This window comes from Haloarchaeobius sp. HME9146, from assembly GCF_025399835.1.
Classification (GTDB): domain Archaea; phylum Halobacteriota; class Halobacteria; order Halobacteriales; family Natrialbaceae; genus Haloarchaeobius.
Window position 1 is genome coordinate 67,909 of sequence record NZ_JAODVR010000001.1, and the last position, 15,157, is coordinate 83,065.

Here is a 15,157-nt window from a genome sequence, read left to right on the forward strand (position 1 = left end):
CTGAGGAATGCGACAGCTCGGCCCGCTCGGCCTCGCCCTCGTCCTCGTCGTCCTCCTCGCCGGCTGCAATGCGGTCCCCATCGGCGCACAGGAGTCGGGGACCCTCGGTGTGAACGACTCGCTCGCCGAGAACGCGAGCGTCACCAACCCGACGACCGACCAGCAGGGCTGGGAGGACGGGTTCTGGTACGACGAATCACTGAACGTCACGACCGCCGACGGACTCAGCGACGCCGAACTCGACGCCGTCGTCGCCCGCGCGATGGCCCGCGTCGAGCAGGTCCGGGGCGTGGAGTTCGAGCGCCCAGTCCCGGTGGAACTCGTCAGCCGGAGCGAGTACCGGAACTCGACGGCGGCAGGGGCCAGTGCCGGGAGCGGCGACGGCGCGTCAGCAGCACAGCAGGCCGCGGCCGCCGAACAGGCCGCCCGGTACGAGGCGCTGTTCCTCGTGGGCGAGTCGGCCGACGCCCAACAGCAGCAGTCCGAGAACCGCGGCTCGACCGTGCAGGGGTACTACGACACCCAGGAGGACCGCATCGTCATCGTCTCCCAGAGCGATCCGGCGCGCCTCAACGAGGTGACGCTGGCCCAGGAACTCTACCACGCCTACCAGTTCCGGCAGGTCCTCGTCTCGACCCCAGTGCCGAGAAACATGAACGACGACCAGGTTCGCGGGGTCATCTCACTGGTCGAGGGTGACGCCAACTTCGTCGACCGGCGATACGAGCAGCGGTGTTCGACGGACTGGGAGTGCCTGGAAGACGATGGAACCGGTGGCGACAGCGGCTCCGCCGAGGACGGCGACGGCGAGACCGCAGCCAGCACCGACGACGGCCCCTCTATCCACATGGGCCTGTACCTGCTCTCGTACTTCCCCTACGCCGAGGGCGAGGAACTCGTCCACGACATCTACGCCGAGGACGGCTGGGAGGGCGTGGACGACCTGTACGAGGACCCGCCGCTGTCCAGTGAGCAGGTCATCGAGCAGGACCTCGATGCCGACTCGGACCTGGTGCAGGAACCCGACCGGAGTAACCAGGCGTGGGAGCGCGTCGACGTCGGGCCGCCGGGGTCGACCCTCGGCGAGGCCGGCATCGCCACGATGTTCGCGTACACCCTCTACGACGACCGGAACGCGACGCTGATCTCGCGCGAGGACTTGCTCAACACGGACGCGAACGGGACCGTGAACAGCTCGAACCCGCTGGACTACGACCTGCCCCCGAGTGACGGCTGGGCAGGCGACACGCTGTACGCCTACCAGAACGGCGACCAGACGGGCTACGTCTGGCACACGACGTGGGATTCGCAGAGCGACGCCCGCGAGTTCGCCGACGCCTACCGCGAACTGCTTCGCTATCACGACGCAGAGCAGGTCGACGAGAACACGTACCTCATCCTTCAGGGGCCGTTCGCCGACGCCTTCCGGGTGACGGTCGACGGGAAACAGGTGACCATCGTGAACGGCCCGGCCCCCTCGACGCTGGACGGGATTCGCGATGGGGCGGCGAACGCGACTGCGGACTGAAAACGATGAACGCAACGGCGACCGCCTGAGTTACCGGACCAGCAACTCGACCGGGTGCCGAATCCCCTGCGACAGCAGGTCGCCTAACTGCTCGGTACAGGAGGTCCCCGACGCGACGACCGTTCCCTCGCCCGCGAACTGCTCGCGCAAGGGCTCGCCGACGGTCATGCTCATCTCGTAGTACTCCGACTTGTAGCCGAAGCTCCCGGCCATCCCGCAGCACTCGGTGTTGGAGGTGCGGACACTGGCTCCACAGTCTTCCAGCACTGCGACGGTGTACGGTTCCAGCCCGAGGGTGCGCTGCTGGCAGTGGCTGTGGTAGGCCACCTCGCTAGGTGGCGATTCCAGGGCACTCGAATCGGCCCCGTTCTCGAGGAGTCCGTAGAGGTACTCCATCACCTCGTAGCTCGCGTCCGCGAGGCGCTCGTACGCCTTCGGCGCGAGGAACTTCTCGTACTCCCGGTCGAACATCGCGAGGTCCGACGGCTCGACCACGACCACGTCGCGGTCCGCGTCGATGTGCTCGGCGAGGCTCGCGTACACCTCGTGGGCGTGATCCTCTGCAGTCGAAACCATGCCCTGCGATAGCGGGGCGCGCCCGGACGAGGCCATCTTCGGGACCTTGACGTGGACGTCCAGGGCTTCGAGCGCCCGGACCGCGGCCTTCCCGCGGTCGACCAGCACGTGGTTGGTGTAGAGGTCCGGATAGAGGACGGCCTCGCGGTCGGCCTCGTCGGCCGGAACCGTCGGTCCTCGCGAGTCGAACCACTTTACCAGGGTCTCGCGCTGGAATTCTGGTAACTCGCGCCGGCGGTCGATGCCGAGGAACCGGTCCATCCCGGCCCGGACTGGGTCGGTACCGGCCACCCAGTTCGAGACGGGGGCGGTCGCACTCGCCAGTCGGGCTACAGAATCGAAGTTGCCGAACAACCGCTTGCCGAGGTCCAGTCCAGCGGGTTCCTCGTCCGGCGTCAGCCCGTCGACGAGGTGGTCGAATGCGTCGGCATCTGCGCCCTGATTCACGCGGTCGCGGACGACCGTGTTTATCCAGGGGATGTCGATCTTGACGGGGCAGGCGTTCACGCACCGGGTACAGCCGGTGCACATGTCGTTGAACTCGGCGGCACTGTCGAGACCGTGGACGCCGGCCTCCCAGCCGGTGCCGATTCCTCCTGAATAGGTCTCGCCGCCGAACCCGTGGCCGCCGACGGCCTGGAAGTTGCCACACGAGTTCGAGCACGCGCCACACCGGATGCAGTACAGGGTCTCGCGCAGGTGTTCGTCCTCGCGCATGTCGAAGCGGCCGTTGTCGAGCAGCACGAGGTGGAACTCGCGGTCCTCGCCCAATCCGCGCTCGTCGGTCTCGAAGTCGAAGGTCGGCGAGTCCGTGGGTGGGGTGAACAGCGAGATGTACTGCGAGATGTCCTGCCCCGTGGCCGCCTTCGAGATGATGTCGATGAAGGGGCCGAGTTCGCGAATAGAGGGGATGAGTTTCTCGACGCCCGCGACCGCGACGTGCGTGTCGGGCGTCACCGCGCACTTGCGGGCGTTGCCCTCGTTCGTGACGAGCGCGATGGTGCCGGATTCGGCCATCACGAAGTTCGCGCCCGTGACGCCCACGTCGGCCTCCATGATGCGCTCGCCGAGGTAGTCCCGGGCGAACTTCGTCATCTCCTCGGCCGTCTCCAGGGGTTCCTCGGGCTCGAACACCTCGTTGAGCAGGTCGGCGATCTCCTCGCGGGACTTGTGCAGCGCCGGGCCGACGAGGTGGCTCGGGGTCTCGTCCGCGAGCTGGATGACGAACTCGCCGAGGTCGGTCTCGTACACGTCGACCCCGGCGTCCGCGAGCGCGTCGTTGAGTTCGGTCTCCTCGGTCGTCATCGACTTCGACTTCACCAGCGTCTCGGCCGACTCCTGCTCGCAGACTTCCTCGACGTAGCGGTTCGCGTCCGCCGCGTCCTCGGCGAGGTAGACCGTCCCGCCGTTGGCCTCGACCGACTCCCGGACCGTCTCGATGAGGTGGTCGAGGTTCGCGATGGCGTCCTCCTTGATGGCCCGTGCCGCCTCGCGACTGTCTTCCCAGTCGTCGAAGCGGTCGATGGCTGCGTAGCGCTTCTCGTTCTTGTCCTGGACGCTCGGGCCGATGTTCGGGCCCTCCGCGTCGAGCAGGTGACGAATCTCCGCCGCCTTGCGTCTTCGTTCTGTGCTCATCTGTCTTCGATGACGATGACGTGTACTTCGTTCGGGCCGTGGACCCCTTCGACGAGGCCACCCATGTCGGCCGTCGCGGACGGACCGGTCGCGAACACGTAGGAATCGCGCCCGGACTCAAACTCGTCGGCGAGCCAGTCGACCGCGTCCCGGGTCCCGTCGACGAGCGCGCTGGCCGCGACGACCGCGACGTGGCGGTTCGGGTAGAGGCTCACCGGCTCGTCGCCCTCGGGCGTCGACCGGATGAGGATGCTGCCGAGCGCGGCCACACCGAGGCGGGCGGGCGTGACACCCGTCTCCGCGTCGGCGAGGTCAGACGGACTGGGGTCGGTTCCAACCGGCTCCGGGAGGCCGACGCCCTCGAACGGCAGCGGTGTCCCGACAGCGGGCGCGTCGACCGCCGCCGCGATTGCGGATTCAGCGTCCGCCGCAGGGACGACATCGACTGTCGCGCCGGTCTCGGCGACCGACTCCGTGAACGCGTCTGTGATACCCGTACTCATACCCCGAGGTACGTCTGCCGAAGGGCGTCGTCTTTTCGGAGTCGGTCCGTGCTGACCTCGGCGACGATCTGGCCCTCGTCGAGGATGTAGTGGCGCGACCCGATGGCGAGCGCGGCCGCGACGTTCTGCTCGACGAAGAAGACGGTCACGCCCTTCTCGTCGTTGATGTCCGCGATGATGTCCTCGATACGCCGGACGATGTAGGGCGCGAGCCCCTCGAACGGTTCGTCGAGCAGCATCAGGTCCGGGTTCGCGGCCAGCGCCCGGGCGATGGCGAGCATCTGCTGTTCGCCCCCGCTCATGTTCCGGGCGTGCTTCTCCCGCATGTCGTCGAGTTCCGGGAAGAACTCGAGGACCGCGTCCACCGACAGCGAGTCGTCGACGGTGTTCACCGCGAGCTGGATGTTCTCGACGACCGAGAGCCGCGGGAAGCAGCGTCGCTTCTCGGGGACGATGGCGATGCCCCGGTTCGCGCGCTGGTAGGACTCCAGCCCGAGGATGGACTCGCCGCGGTAGCGGACGTCGCCGTTGGTCACCTCGGGCACGTCGCCGCCCATGATAGCCCGGATGGTCGTCGTCTTGCCTGCGCCGTTACGGCCGAGCAACGAGACGAGTTCGCCCTCGTGGATGGAGAGGTCGACGCCGAACAGCACCTGTCCCGTCTCGTAGCCGGCTTCGAGGCCGGCCACGTCGAGGACGACCGGCCCGTCCGCCGCGTCTCCATCTGCGTCCGATGCGTCGTCGCGTGGTGTGGCTGCGTCAGAACTCATAGTTCCTCCCTGATGCCGCCGAGATAGGCGTCCTGGACTCGTTCGTCCGCCTGGACCTCCTCGGGCGTGCCCGTCGCGATTATCGACCCGCGGTTGAGCACGCTGATGCGGTCGCTGATGGCGAGCACGACGTCCATGTCGTGCTCGATGAGGACGAGCGTGAGCCCCAGCTCGGACTGGAGCGACTGGATGAGTTCGGCGGTCGCGTTCGTCGCGTCCGGGCTCATCCCCGAGGTCGGCTCGTCGAGCAACAGCACGTCCGGGTCCGTGGCGAGCGCCATGGCGATGCCGAGGCGGCGCTGGTCGCCGTGGCTCAGGTTCTTCGCGAGCGTGTCAGGGTCGGCGTCGAGGCCGACGCGCCGGAGGTGCTCGCGGGCCGCGTCCTCGCCGACCTCGCGGTGGTCGCGGAACAGGTCCCAGCTGAAGTCGCCGCGCTCGGTGGTCTGGGCGACCACGCGAACGTTCTCCAGGACGGTCTGGTCGGCGAAGAGTTCGTTCGACTGGAACGACCGTGCCAGCCCCTGGTGGGGGCGGTCGTACTCCGGGTCGTCCGTGATGTCGGTGCCGTCGAGGTAGATGCGCCCCGCGGTCGGTTCCAGGGTGCCCATGACGGAGTTGAACAGGGTGGTCTTCCCGGCCCCGTTCGGGCCGATGACGGCCCGGAGCTCGCCCGGTTCGATGCCGAGCGAGACGTCGTCGACCGCGGTCACCTCGCCGAAGGTCTTCCGGAGCCCGTCGGTGGCGAGGGCTGCCTCGCTTCTGGGGACCGCCGGGTCGACGTCGACGTCCATCTTGCCCGGTGCTTCACCGCTCATTCGGCATCACCCCGGACCCGCGTGACGAGTCGAGAGATGCGACCGGTGAGGAAGCCCCAGACGCCTTCGAGCGGGGCCGCCACGACCACGATGACGAAGATGCCACCGAGGAAGAACGGCCAGTCCGCGGCGAGGTCGAGGCTCACGATACCGAGGTCGAGCACCCCGAAGTCGGTGAGGAACTCCTCGGCGAACTGCCAGAGGAACACCCCGGCGATGGGGCCGAAGAAGTACCGGACCCCGCCGAGCACCGCCATCAGGACGGTGTCACCGCTCGTGGTGACCGAGAGCGTCTCCAGTGACGCCCCGAAGTCGTTGATGGAGAGCAGTGCCCCGGCGAGGGCCGCGAACATCGCGCTCAGGGTGAACGACTGCACCTTGTAGCGCGTGGTGTTCACGCCCATCGCGCGGGCGAGGTTCTCGTTCTCGCGGATGGCCACCAGCGACCGCCCGAACGGCGAGCGCGTGATCTGCCAGAGCGCGAGCATCGCCGCGAGGAACACCAGCGCGACGAACCAGTACCAGTCGAGCGAGCCGAAGCCCGCGATGTCGAACGGGAGGGGCAGACTGAGTCGCCCCCGGGTCGTCTCGACGAAGCCGGGCAGGACGCCCTGGGAGATACCGTTCGAGCCGCCGGTGAGTTCGCCGGGGTTCTTGTTCGCCGTGAAGTGGATGGCCTGGGCGACCGCCAGCGTCAGGAAGGCGAAGTATATCTCGCCCTTTTGCACCGTGAGCCGGCCGATTCCATATCCAAGGCCAGCCGCGAGCACCATCCCGAGTACTGTCGAAAGGGGGAACCCGAGCACCGGGAAGCCCGCGTGCCCGGAGACGCCCAACGCGGCGGCGTACATCCCGATGCCGAGGAACATGGCGTGCCCGAACGAGAGCAAGCCCGTGTACCCGAACAGCAGGTTGAACGCCGCGACGTACAGCATCCAGATGAGCATCGTGGCCGCGATGGCCTCGAACCCGAGCAGGAACGGGAGCGACACGAGTGGTTTGAGCAGCACCACGAGCGCGATGAGGCCGAGTGGGATGCGGTAGCGCTGGGCCAGCGCCTTCGCGGTGGCGAGGGAATCGGAGTCGCGTTCGGCCTCGCCGTGGACCGTCTCGCCGCTCATTCGAGGAACCCCTCCTCGCCGAACAGGCCGCGTGGTCTGACCAGCAGGATGAGCACCATCACCAGATACGGCACGATGCCGCCGATGTCCGCCCCGAGGACGCCGATACCGGTGACCTCCGACAGCGCGTCGCCAATCGCCGGGACGAGGAAACGCGCCTCGCCGATGATGATGCCGCTGACGACGCTGCCGAACAGGCTGCCGACGCCGCCGACCACGACCACGACGAACGCGAGGATGACGAACGTCTCGCCCATCGTCGTGTTCATCGTGTACTCGGGCGCATAGAGCGCGCCGGCGAGGCCCGCGATGGCCGCCCCCACGAAGAACATCGTGGTGAAGCGGAACGGGAGGTTCACGCCGACGAACTCGGTCATCTCGCCGTCCTGCACGCCGGCCCGGACGGTCAGGCCGTAGTCGGTCTTCGAGATGAGTGCGTAGACGGCGACGACCGTGACGACCGCGACCGCGACGATGAACAGGCGGAACGCGCCCACCTGCGTCGGGCCGAGGTCGACGCTCGCCGCGAGCAGGCCGGGCTTGTCGTAGCCCAGCGGCTGGGTGCCCCAGTGGCTCTCGATGACCTGCTCCATCATCATCGTCAGGCCGAACGTCGCGAGCAGGCTGACGATGGGGTCCTGGTCGTACAGGTACCTGAGGACCGTCATCTCGAGCAACACACCGACGACCCCGACGAAGACGGGGACGAGCACGAGGGCCGCCCAGAACGGCAGCCCCAGCGTGACGACGACCGAGTACGAGGCGTACGCGCCGAGCATGAAGAACGCCCCGTGGGCGAAGTTCACGATGCCCATCAGCCCGAGGATGAGCGACAGCCCGAGCGTGATGAGCACCAGGACCATCCCGTAGACGAGGCCACCGATGGCCTGGTCGATGAACAGCCCCGGGTCGACCGCCGCCGTGATGCCCAGCAGGACGAGCGTCACGACGCCGACCACCCACCAGACGGGCGAGACGTTCACGAGTCGCTCACGCGTGAGTTGTGTCGTGCTCATCGACCGTTAGAACGAGCACCCGGTGTCGGCCACCGAACGCGCCACGTCGTCCCCCGCGAACGTCTTGGTCGCGGTGAACCAGCGCTTGTAGGGGTCGTCCTGCATGTCGCTCTCCGGGAGCGCCTCCATGCTGAACGTCGGCTGGATGAGCTGGTGGTCGCCCTCGCGCCAGTACATCTTCTCGCCGCCCTTGATGTCCTTCGCGGGCGAGGTGACCTCGTGGCCTTCGAGGGCCGAGCGCATCTCCTCGGCACCCGAGGAGTCCGCCCGGACCGCCGCCCGGACCGCCTGGTCCATCGCGACGTAGCCGAGGTAGTGCCGGACGTAGGGGCTGGTCTCGGAGTTCTCCGCGACGCGGGTCGCGAAGTCGTTGCTGGCGCTGTTGTCCACGCCGGGACCCCAGACCTGACCGGCCGCGTCGAGCACGCTGGCCGCCTTCTTGTCGTTGTACACCGCGTCCTCCAGCTGGTGCATCGCGAGGACGTGGTTCTCGTGCATGCCCTTCGCGAGGAGCTGGTTCGTCGCCTTGCGCAGGTCCAGCCCCGCGACGAGCATGCCGATACCGTCCGCATCGGCAGACTTCGCCTCGTTGAGGTACGGCGCGTAGTCGTCGTTGGGGAACGGCGTCGCCGACTTCCCGACGACGGTCTTGCCCTGCGATTCGAGGATGCGCGTGACCGCCGCCTGGGCGGTCTGGCCCCACGAGTAATCGGAGTACAGCAGGTACCAGTTGTCCGCCTGGTTCGCCATCTCCTCGCCGATGGTCGCCGCGAGCATCGAGTTCGAGGTCGTCGGCCGGAACACGTACTTGCCACAGCCGCTCCCCGTCAGCGCGTCACTGTGCGCGCCGGTCGGGAAGTAGACGACCTCGTTCTGCGAGGCCCACTCGCCCATCTTCAGCGCCACACTGGAGGAGACCGCGCCCATGGTGAAGTCTGCGCCGTCCTCCGTGACGAGCTTCTTCATCCGGCTGACGCCGGTGCTCGGTTCGAGCTTCGTGTCGCCGGTGACGATCTCGATGTCGACGCCGAGTTCGTCCTTGAGGTCCTCGACCGCCATCTTCGCGCCGTCGAGCGCCGACTCGCCGAACACGGCGAACGGGCCGGACAGCGAGGTCGTGTAGCCGACTGTCAACGTGTCGGTGCCACCACCGCCACCACCCAGGCCGCCGAGACAGCCCGAGAGTCCGGTGAGGCCGGCGACCCCGGCCGCGCCGAGGGTCTTCAGTGCAGTACGTCTACTCGTTCCCGTGCCGCGATTGTTGGTGCCACCCATGTCAATCCATTTCAAACCCGTTGGTATAAGCACCTATGGTGGTCTCCCGTATCGCCGGCGATGAATTTACGGTCGAAGGCTGGAATAATCAAGAACTCACAGAACCCGTGTTAGTTTGCCACAAAGTGCCAAATTCTCACCGGTTGGCAAGAGACTGTAGACGACTGCTTGGTACACCGCCGACACCGCCGACACCGTCGGCACGACGCGAGGCCGGCCGATCCGTCCTGCTGAGTTCGAGAATCGCACTGGGGGAAACCGATGCCCGAGGCGGACGCACTTTTTTACCCCCCGGTGTCGTAGCCACTCGCATGAAGTTCGTTATCGTGGGCTACGGTCGCGTCGGAACCCGAACCTGCCGCATCCTCGCGGAGGAGGGTCACGAGGTAATCGTCGTCGACAACGACTACGACAAGGTCCAACGTGCACGCAAAGAGGGCTTCACCGTCGTCGAGGGCGACGGCGAGGAGGAGGACGTTCTCGAAGAGGCCGGTATCGCGGACGCCGACGCCATCGCCGCACTCACGCCCGACCTGAACGTGAACTTCACCGCCTGCATGGTCGGGAAACACCACGGGGCCCGTACCGTCTTGCGCATCGACGAGGACTACCGGGAGGACATCTACGAGAAGTACGCCAACGACGTGGACGAGGTCATCTACCCCGAACGCCTCGGGGCCGCAGGCGCGAAGACCGCCATGCTCGGCGGCGACTTCAACGTCCTCGCGGACATCACGGAGAAACTCCAGTTCTCCGTGTTCGAGATTCCGGCGGACTCCCCGCTCGTCGGCAAGCGCGTCGTCGAGGTCGACCTCCCGGAGGAGGCCCGCATCTACGCCCACGGCCACGCGAACGAGTCCCTGACCATCCCGATGCCGACCACGAGCATCGAGGCCGGAGACCAGCTCGCCGTCGTCGTCGAGACCGAACGCGTCGGTGAGGTACGAGACGCACTGTCGGCCTGAACGCAGGCGCCAGGCTCGTTTTCGTCGGATATCGAACGCCCAGTGACGACCGTCGAGTCGTCCCGGAAAGGGGGGAAGAGGAGCGATTGTGGGGGGAGAGACAGCGGTGTGCCGGGGTGCGCGCCGAGTGAGGATGGGATCGCGAGGCCGTCGGACCGCGCACCCGGTTGCAGCCATCCGCGGAGACAGTATAAAACTACGTCAGACACCCGTCAGACCCCGTATGAACGGCTGTGGTTCCTGCAGACGGTGCCGGTATCTGCGACGGGCCGGTTCCCAGCTGGCCGGGGCGACCACACTTTTGCCAGGGCGGTGAGTCGTGGCGACCATGCGAGGAACCGGACTACCGCTCGTGACGCCCTTCAGCGACGACGAGAGCATCGACGAGGGCGCGCTCCGAGAACTGGTCGCGTGGGTCACCGACGCGGGGGTCGACTTCATCGTCCCCTGCGGGTCGAACAGCGAGGCGGCGCTGCTCACACCGGAGGAACGGACCCGGGTGGTCGAGGTCGTCGCCGACGAGACCGACCTGCCCGTGCTCGCGGGGACCGGCCACCCCGGGCTGCACCAGACCCGCGAGCAGACCGCCGCCGCGGCCGAGGCGGGTGCGGACGCCGCCCTGGTCGTCACCCCGTTCTACCACCAGCACGACCAGGCGGCCATGGCCGACTACTACCGTGACGTGGCCGACGCGAGTGCCATCCCCATCTACCTCTACAGCGTCCCGAAGTACACCGACACGGTGCTCCAGCCCGAGACGGTCGGCGAACTGGCGAGCCACCCCAACATCGCGGGCATCAAGGACTCCAGCGGGAGCCTGGAGGCGCTCCAGCGCACCATCTCACGGACCGACGACGCGGACTTCGACGTCCTCGTCGGGAGCGGGAGCATCTTCGCTGCCGGCCTCGAGTACGGTGCTGCCGGCGGCGTCCTGGCGATGGCGAACGTCGTCCCCGACCTGGCCAGCGAGGTGTACGCGCGACAGCAGGCTGGCGACATCGCGGGTGCACGCGAGCTGAACCAGTCGCTCGTCGAACTGAATCGCGCCGTCACGGCGGGACACGGCGTCCCCGGGCTGAAGGCCGCGATGCGCCACCGTGGGCAACCGGCCGGCAGGACGCGCCGTCCCTTCACGCCGGTCGACGCCGACGCCGAGGAGACACTCGCCTCACTCGTCGACGGCGCGCTCGACGACGCCCGGACCTGAATCGGCCGCGGGTGCAGCCACGGCCCGGGTCGCCGTCGCCTTCGCAGTTACGACGACCTGACGGCCGGGTTCCAGCCCCAGTCGCGCCACGCTGTCCATCGTCACGAGTGCCGACAGCGGCGACTCCGCGCCCACGTCCACGGTGACGGTGGCGATGGCCTGGCCGGCATCGACCTCCGACACGGTCCCCTCGAACCGGTTCCGGGCGCTGGTGCCGCCGGCAGCGGGCGCGTCGGCTGGCTCGTGGAGCGTCACCGCGTCCGCGCGGAGCCAGACCTGCACGTCGGTCGCCTCGGCGGGAACCAGTGCCCGCAGCCGGCCGACGGCCGTCTCGACCGTCCCGAGTTCCCCGTCGCGGTCGACGACCCGACCGTCGAGGACCGTCTCGTCGGCCTCCGCGACCCCGGCGAACTCGGCGCTGAGGCGCTGGAGGCGCGCGAGCAGGTCCCTGGCCTGCGGGGTGAGCTGGCTCCCGCCACCACCCGACCCACCGCGGGTCCGCTCGACCAGCGACCCAAACGCGCCCTCCAGCGACTGGAGCCGGGCGAGTGCCCGGGCGTACGAGCGACCGAGGTCGTCCGCGGCCCGGTTCAGCGAGCCCGCGTCGTCGATGGCCCGCAGTAGCGTCGCGTCGTCGGCTCCGAAGGTCACGTCGCCCGACCGCAGGCCTGCCTCGAAGTCACCCTCCATGCCCACCCGTCCGCGACCCGTCGGCAAAACCGTTATGTCACCCCCGTCGAAACACCGTTGTATCTATGTCGGAACAACGCTACTCGCGCCGGACGTTCCTCGCCGGCGCGGCCGCGACAGGGACCGCAGCACTCGCCGGGTGTATCTCGTCGTTCACGGGCGGGAGCAGCGGTGACACCGCGACCATCTTCCACGCTGGCAGTCTCGCCGCACCCTTCGGCGACGCCGAGAAACCGTTCGAGCAACAGCACGACGCCGAGGTGGTCCGCGAGGCGAAGGGCTCCGTGGGGTCGACGAAGAAGATAACCGAGCAGGGCAAGTCGGCGGAGGTACTCGGCGTCTCAGACTTCCGGCTCATCCGCGACATGATGCTACCCGACCACGGCGACTGGTACAGCATCTTCGCGACCAACTCGATGGCCATCGCCTACACCGACGACTCGACGGGGGCCGACGAGTTCTCGACCGAGAACTGGTGGGAGGTACTGGCCCGCGACGACGTGACCTTCGCCCACAGCGACCCCGCGGTCGACCCGAACGGCTACCGCTCCCGGATGGCGATGAAACTCGGGGCCATCGAGTTCGAGGGCGAGCGCCTCTACGACGAATCGACCCGCGACACCCTCATCGAGCAGTCGAAGATCCCCTCCGGCACGGAGACCGAGCTCATCGGCCAACTCGAATCCGGCGAGCTCGACTACGCCTGGCAGTACAAGTCCGCGGGCGCGAGCCACGACGTGAACGTCATCGACCTCCAGCCCGCCGTCAACCTCGCCGTCGCGGACCAGAAACACGCCAAGCATTACGCGAAGGCCGAGGTCGAAGCAGGCGGGAACACCTACACGGGCGCGCCCATCGCCTACGGCATCACCGTTCCCGGTGTCGCGGAGACCCCAGACCTCGGCGCGCAGTGGGTCGAGTTCATGGCCAGCGACGAGGGCAAGGCCATCCTCGAGGACAACGGGTTCTCGCCGGTCTCGCCACTGGTCGTCCCCGAGAGCGGGAAGAGCAACGTGCCGGAGAGCGTCATGGGCATGGCCGAGGCGAAGTCCAGCCTCGGTCCCCTGGAACTGTAGCGCGGGGTTCTTCAGTCCACACTCCCTGTTCGATGGCGATGGAAGACCAGACGGCAACCGGGACAGCCCCGATGAGCGACACGCTCGGCCGCGGCTCGCTCGCCGTCGCCGTTGCGACGGTCCAGTTCGCCGTCTTCGCTGGCCTCGTCGTCCTCGACATGCCGACGCTCTACGTCCCGTTCGCGCTCGCCAGCGCCGCCACGCTGGGGTACGTCAGCGACCGGGGCTGGTTCGGCCTCGCCACCGCGACCCTCGGCACGGTCCTCTTGCTGGCGCTCGCCCTCCCACTCGGGCTGTTCGTCGCCCGACAGAAGCCCGCTCTCGTCGCCGACGCCCTCACGGACCCGGCCGTCCACCAGATGCTGTACCTGACGATATACGCGCCGCTGGTCGCCGCGGTCGTCGCCCTGCTGTTCGGCGTCCCGCTGGCGTACCTGCTCGCCAGAGGCTTCCCCGGTGACGCGGTCATCGCCGCCCTCGTCGACCTCCCCCTCGTGGTTCCGCACTCGGTCGCGGGCATCCTCATCCTGTTCGGTTTCGGTCGCCGAGGCGTCCTCCCGGGCGTCTCCGTCCTCGGCACGATGGCCGGCATGGTGCTCGCCCTCTCGTTCGTCGCCGCCCCCTTCGCGGTCAATGCAGCCCGCGACGCCTTCGAGGCGGTCGACCCCAGACTCGAATACGCTGCCCGGAGCCACGGCGCGACCCAGACCGACACGTTCCTCCGGGTGAGTCTCCCGCTCGCCAAGCGCGGCATCGCGACCGGCGGCGTCCTCGCGTGGGCCCGCGGTGTCAGCGAGTTCGGCGCGGTCGCCGTCGTCGCCTACACGGTCGAGTTCTTCTACCCGCCCGCGCTCGACACGGTCCTCGGCACGCACGCCCCGGTGTACATCTTCCAGCAGTACAACCAGGCCGGTCTCGACCAGTCCGGGTCGGTCGCGTTCGTCCTGCTCGTGCTCTCGCTCCTGATATTCCTGCTCGTCAGATGGCTCGGCTTCGGCCAGCTGGGTGGTGCCTCGTGAGCCTCGACTTCACGGTCCGGGCCCGGTTCACCGCCCCCGGTGCCGAGCCGTTCACCGTCGACGCCGATCTGGCGGTCGAGACCGGCGAGACGCTGGTCGTCCTCGGCCCCAGCGGGAGCGGGAAGACCCTGCTCCTCGAATGCGTCGGCGGCCACCACAGCTACCACGGAACCGTCGCGAGCCACGGCCACGACCTCAGTGACGCCCCACCGGAGCATCGCGACTTCGGCTTCGTGTTCCAGGACTACGCGCTGTTCCCGCACATGACCGCCCGCGAGAACGTCGACTTCGGGTCGAAGTACCACGACGAGGTGGGCGACCCCGACGACCTGCTCGCGGACCTCGACGTGGCCGACCTCGCCGACCGCTATCCGGACACGCTCTCGGGCGGGGAGCAACAGCGCGTCGCCCTCGCGCGCGCCCTCGCCATCCAGCCCGACGTGTTGCTGCTAGACGAGCCGCTGTCGGCACTCGACGCACCGACCCGCCGGAGCCTCCGGGGTGACCTCGCGGACGTACTGGACGAGGTGACGGCGCTGTACGTCACCCACGACCGGACGACCGCCCGGGCGCTGGCCGACCGCGTGGCGGTCATGCGGGATGGGCAGGTCGTCCAGGTCGGGAGCCCCGAAGAGGTGTTCGAGCGACCAGCCACCGCGTTCGTGGCCCGGTTCGTCGGCGCGAACGTGCTCCCCGGAGGCCTCGTCGGTTCGAAGGCCGAGTCGGTCGCGATCCGACCCGAACACGTCCGAATCGGCGACGGGGAGTACACCGGGACCGTCGAACGGGCGGCCCGTGAGGAGGCTGCGACCCGGGTGACGCTCGATGTGGGCGGGACAAGGGTCGAGGCGCTGGTGCAGGACCCGCCGACGGTCGGTGAGTCTGTCGCGGTGGGACTGCCCGCAGCACACCGCAGCCGGCTCGACGGGTAGTCGATTCCGGCGGCCAGCACCGACGGAAA

At 68.2% G+C, this 15,157-nt stretch carries 14 protein-coding genes; 6 read left to right on the forward strand and 8 right to left on the reverse strand.

The features are described 5' to 3' along the window. The first annotated feature begins 7 nt into the window (after nt 1–7). Complete coding sequence (locus tag N6C22_RS00335; protein ID WP_261648546.1) at nt 8–1,528, forward strand: Hvo_1808 family surface protein; 1,521 nt, start codon at nt 8–10, stop codon at nt 1,526–1,528. Nucleotides 1,529–1,558: 30 nt separating this feature from the next. Here the strand turns inward: N6C22_RS00335 and N6C22_RS00340 are convergent, their stop codons facing one another. The 7 genes from N6C22_RS00340 to N6C22_RS00370 are packed head-to-tail and all read right to left on the reverse strand — an operon-like array spanning nt 1,559 to nt 9,239. Beyond that, the gene (locus N6C22_RS00340; protein ID WP_261648547.1) at nt 1,559–3,739 is read right to left on the reverse strand and encodes an LUD domain-containing protein; all 2,181 of its coding nucleotides are present in this window, start codon (nt 3,737–3,739) and stop codon (nt 1,559–1,561) included. Beyond that, a complete protein-coding gene (locus N6C22_RS00345; RefSeq protein ID WP_261648549.1) occupies nt 3,736–4,242 on the reverse strand; it encodes an LUD domain-containing protein in 507 nt (168 codons plus the stop codon). Before N6C22_RS00345 ends, N6C22_RS00340 begins: the two co-directional genes overlap by 4 nt. Continuing rightward, nucleotides 4,239–5,012 carry an ABC transporter ATP-binding protein gene (locus tag N6C22_RS00350; RefSeq protein ID WP_261648551.1) on the reverse strand — a complete coding sequence of 258 codons (774 nt, stop codon included), beginning with the start codon at nt 5,010–5,012 and terminating at the stop codon, nt 4,239–4,241. Before N6C22_RS00350 ends, N6C22_RS00345 begins: the two co-directional genes overlap by 4 nt. Continuing rightward, nucleotides 5,009–5,827, reverse strand: coding sequence for an ABC transporter ATP-binding protein (locus N6C22_RS00355; protein ID WP_261648553.1), 819 nt, complete (start codon nt 5,825–5,827; stop codon nt 5,009–5,011). The genes N6C22_RS00350 and N6C22_RS00355 overlap by 4 nt, the downstream gene beginning before the upstream one ends. Next, complete coding sequence (locus N6C22_RS00360) at nt 5,824–6,948, reverse strand: branched-chain amino acid ABC transporter permease (protein ID WP_261648554.1); 1,125 nt, start codon at nt 6,946–6,948, stop codon at nt 5,824–5,826. The genes N6C22_RS00355 and N6C22_RS00360 overlap by 4 nt, the downstream gene beginning before the upstream one ends. Next, nucleotides 6,945–7,964, reverse strand: a complete 1,020-nt coding sequence (locus N6C22_RS00365) for a branched-chain amino acid ABC transporter permease (RefSeq protein WP_261648556.1) — start codon at nt 7,962–7,964, stop codon at nt 6,945–6,947. The genes N6C22_RS00360 and N6C22_RS00365 overlap by 4 nt, the downstream gene beginning before the upstream one ends. Nucleotides 7,965–7,970: 6 nt before the next feature. Beyond that, nucleotides 7,971–9,239: an ABC transporter substrate-binding protein gene (locus N6C22_RS00370; RefSeq protein ID WP_261648557.1), complete on the reverse strand. Its 1,269-nt coding sequence runs from the start codon at nt 9,237–9,239 to the stop codon at nt 7,971–7,973. Nucleotides 9,240–9,550: 311 nt separating this feature from the next. Between N6C22_RS00370 and N6C22_RS00375 the strand changes: the two genes are divergently transcribed. Continuing rightward, nucleotides 9,551–10,204 carry a TrkA family potassium uptake protein gene (locus tag N6C22_RS00375; protein ID WP_261648558.1) on the forward strand — a complete coding sequence of 218 codons (654 nt, stop codon included), beginning with the start codon at nt 9,551–9,553 and terminating at the stop codon, nt 10,202–10,204. A gap of 328 nt (nt 10,205–10,532) precedes the next feature. After that, complete coding sequence (locus N6C22_RS00380; protein WP_261648559.1) at nt 10,533–11,411, forward strand: dihydrodipicolinate synthase family protein; 879 nt, start codon at nt 10,533–10,535, stop codon at nt 11,409–11,411. On the opposite strand, the gene N6C22_RS00385 is transcribed toward N6C22_RS00380, so the two are convergent. Beyond that, on the reverse strand, nt 11,373–12,101 hold the full coding sequence (locus tag N6C22_RS00385; RefSeq protein WP_261648561.1) for a TOBE domain-containing protein: 729 nt from the start codon (nt 12,099–12,101) through the stop codon (nt 11,373–11,375). The genes N6C22_RS00380 and N6C22_RS00385 overlap by 39 nt on opposite strands. A 65-nt stretch (nt 12,102–12,166) precedes the next feature. On the opposite strand from N6C22_RS00385, the gene N6C22_RS00390 reads away from it, so the two are divergent. The 3 genes from N6C22_RS00390 to N6C22_RS00400 are packed head-to-tail and all read left to right on the forward strand — an operon-like array spanning nt 12,167 to nt 15,128. Beyond that, nucleotides 12,167–13,177 (forward strand): substrate-binding domain-containing protein, encoded by a 1,011-nt coding sequence (locus N6C22_RS00390; RefSeq protein ID WP_261648563.1) that lies wholly within the window; start codon nt 12,167–12,169, stop codon nt 13,175–13,177. A gap of 38 nt (nt 13,178–13,215) precedes the next feature. After that, nucleotides 13,216–14,196, forward strand: coding sequence for an ABC transporter permease (locus N6C22_RS00395; RefSeq protein ID WP_261648564.1), 981 nt, complete (start codon nt 13,216–13,218; stop codon nt 14,194–14,196). After that, nucleotides 14,193–15,128: an ABC transporter ATP-binding protein gene (locus N6C22_RS00400; protein ID WP_261648565.1), complete on the forward strand. Its 936-nt coding sequence runs from the start codon at nt 14,193–14,195 to the stop codon at nt 15,126–15,128. Before N6C22_RS00395 ends, N6C22_RS00400 begins: the two co-directional genes overlap by 4 nt. Nucleotides 15,129–15,157 lie beyond the last annotated feature (29 nt).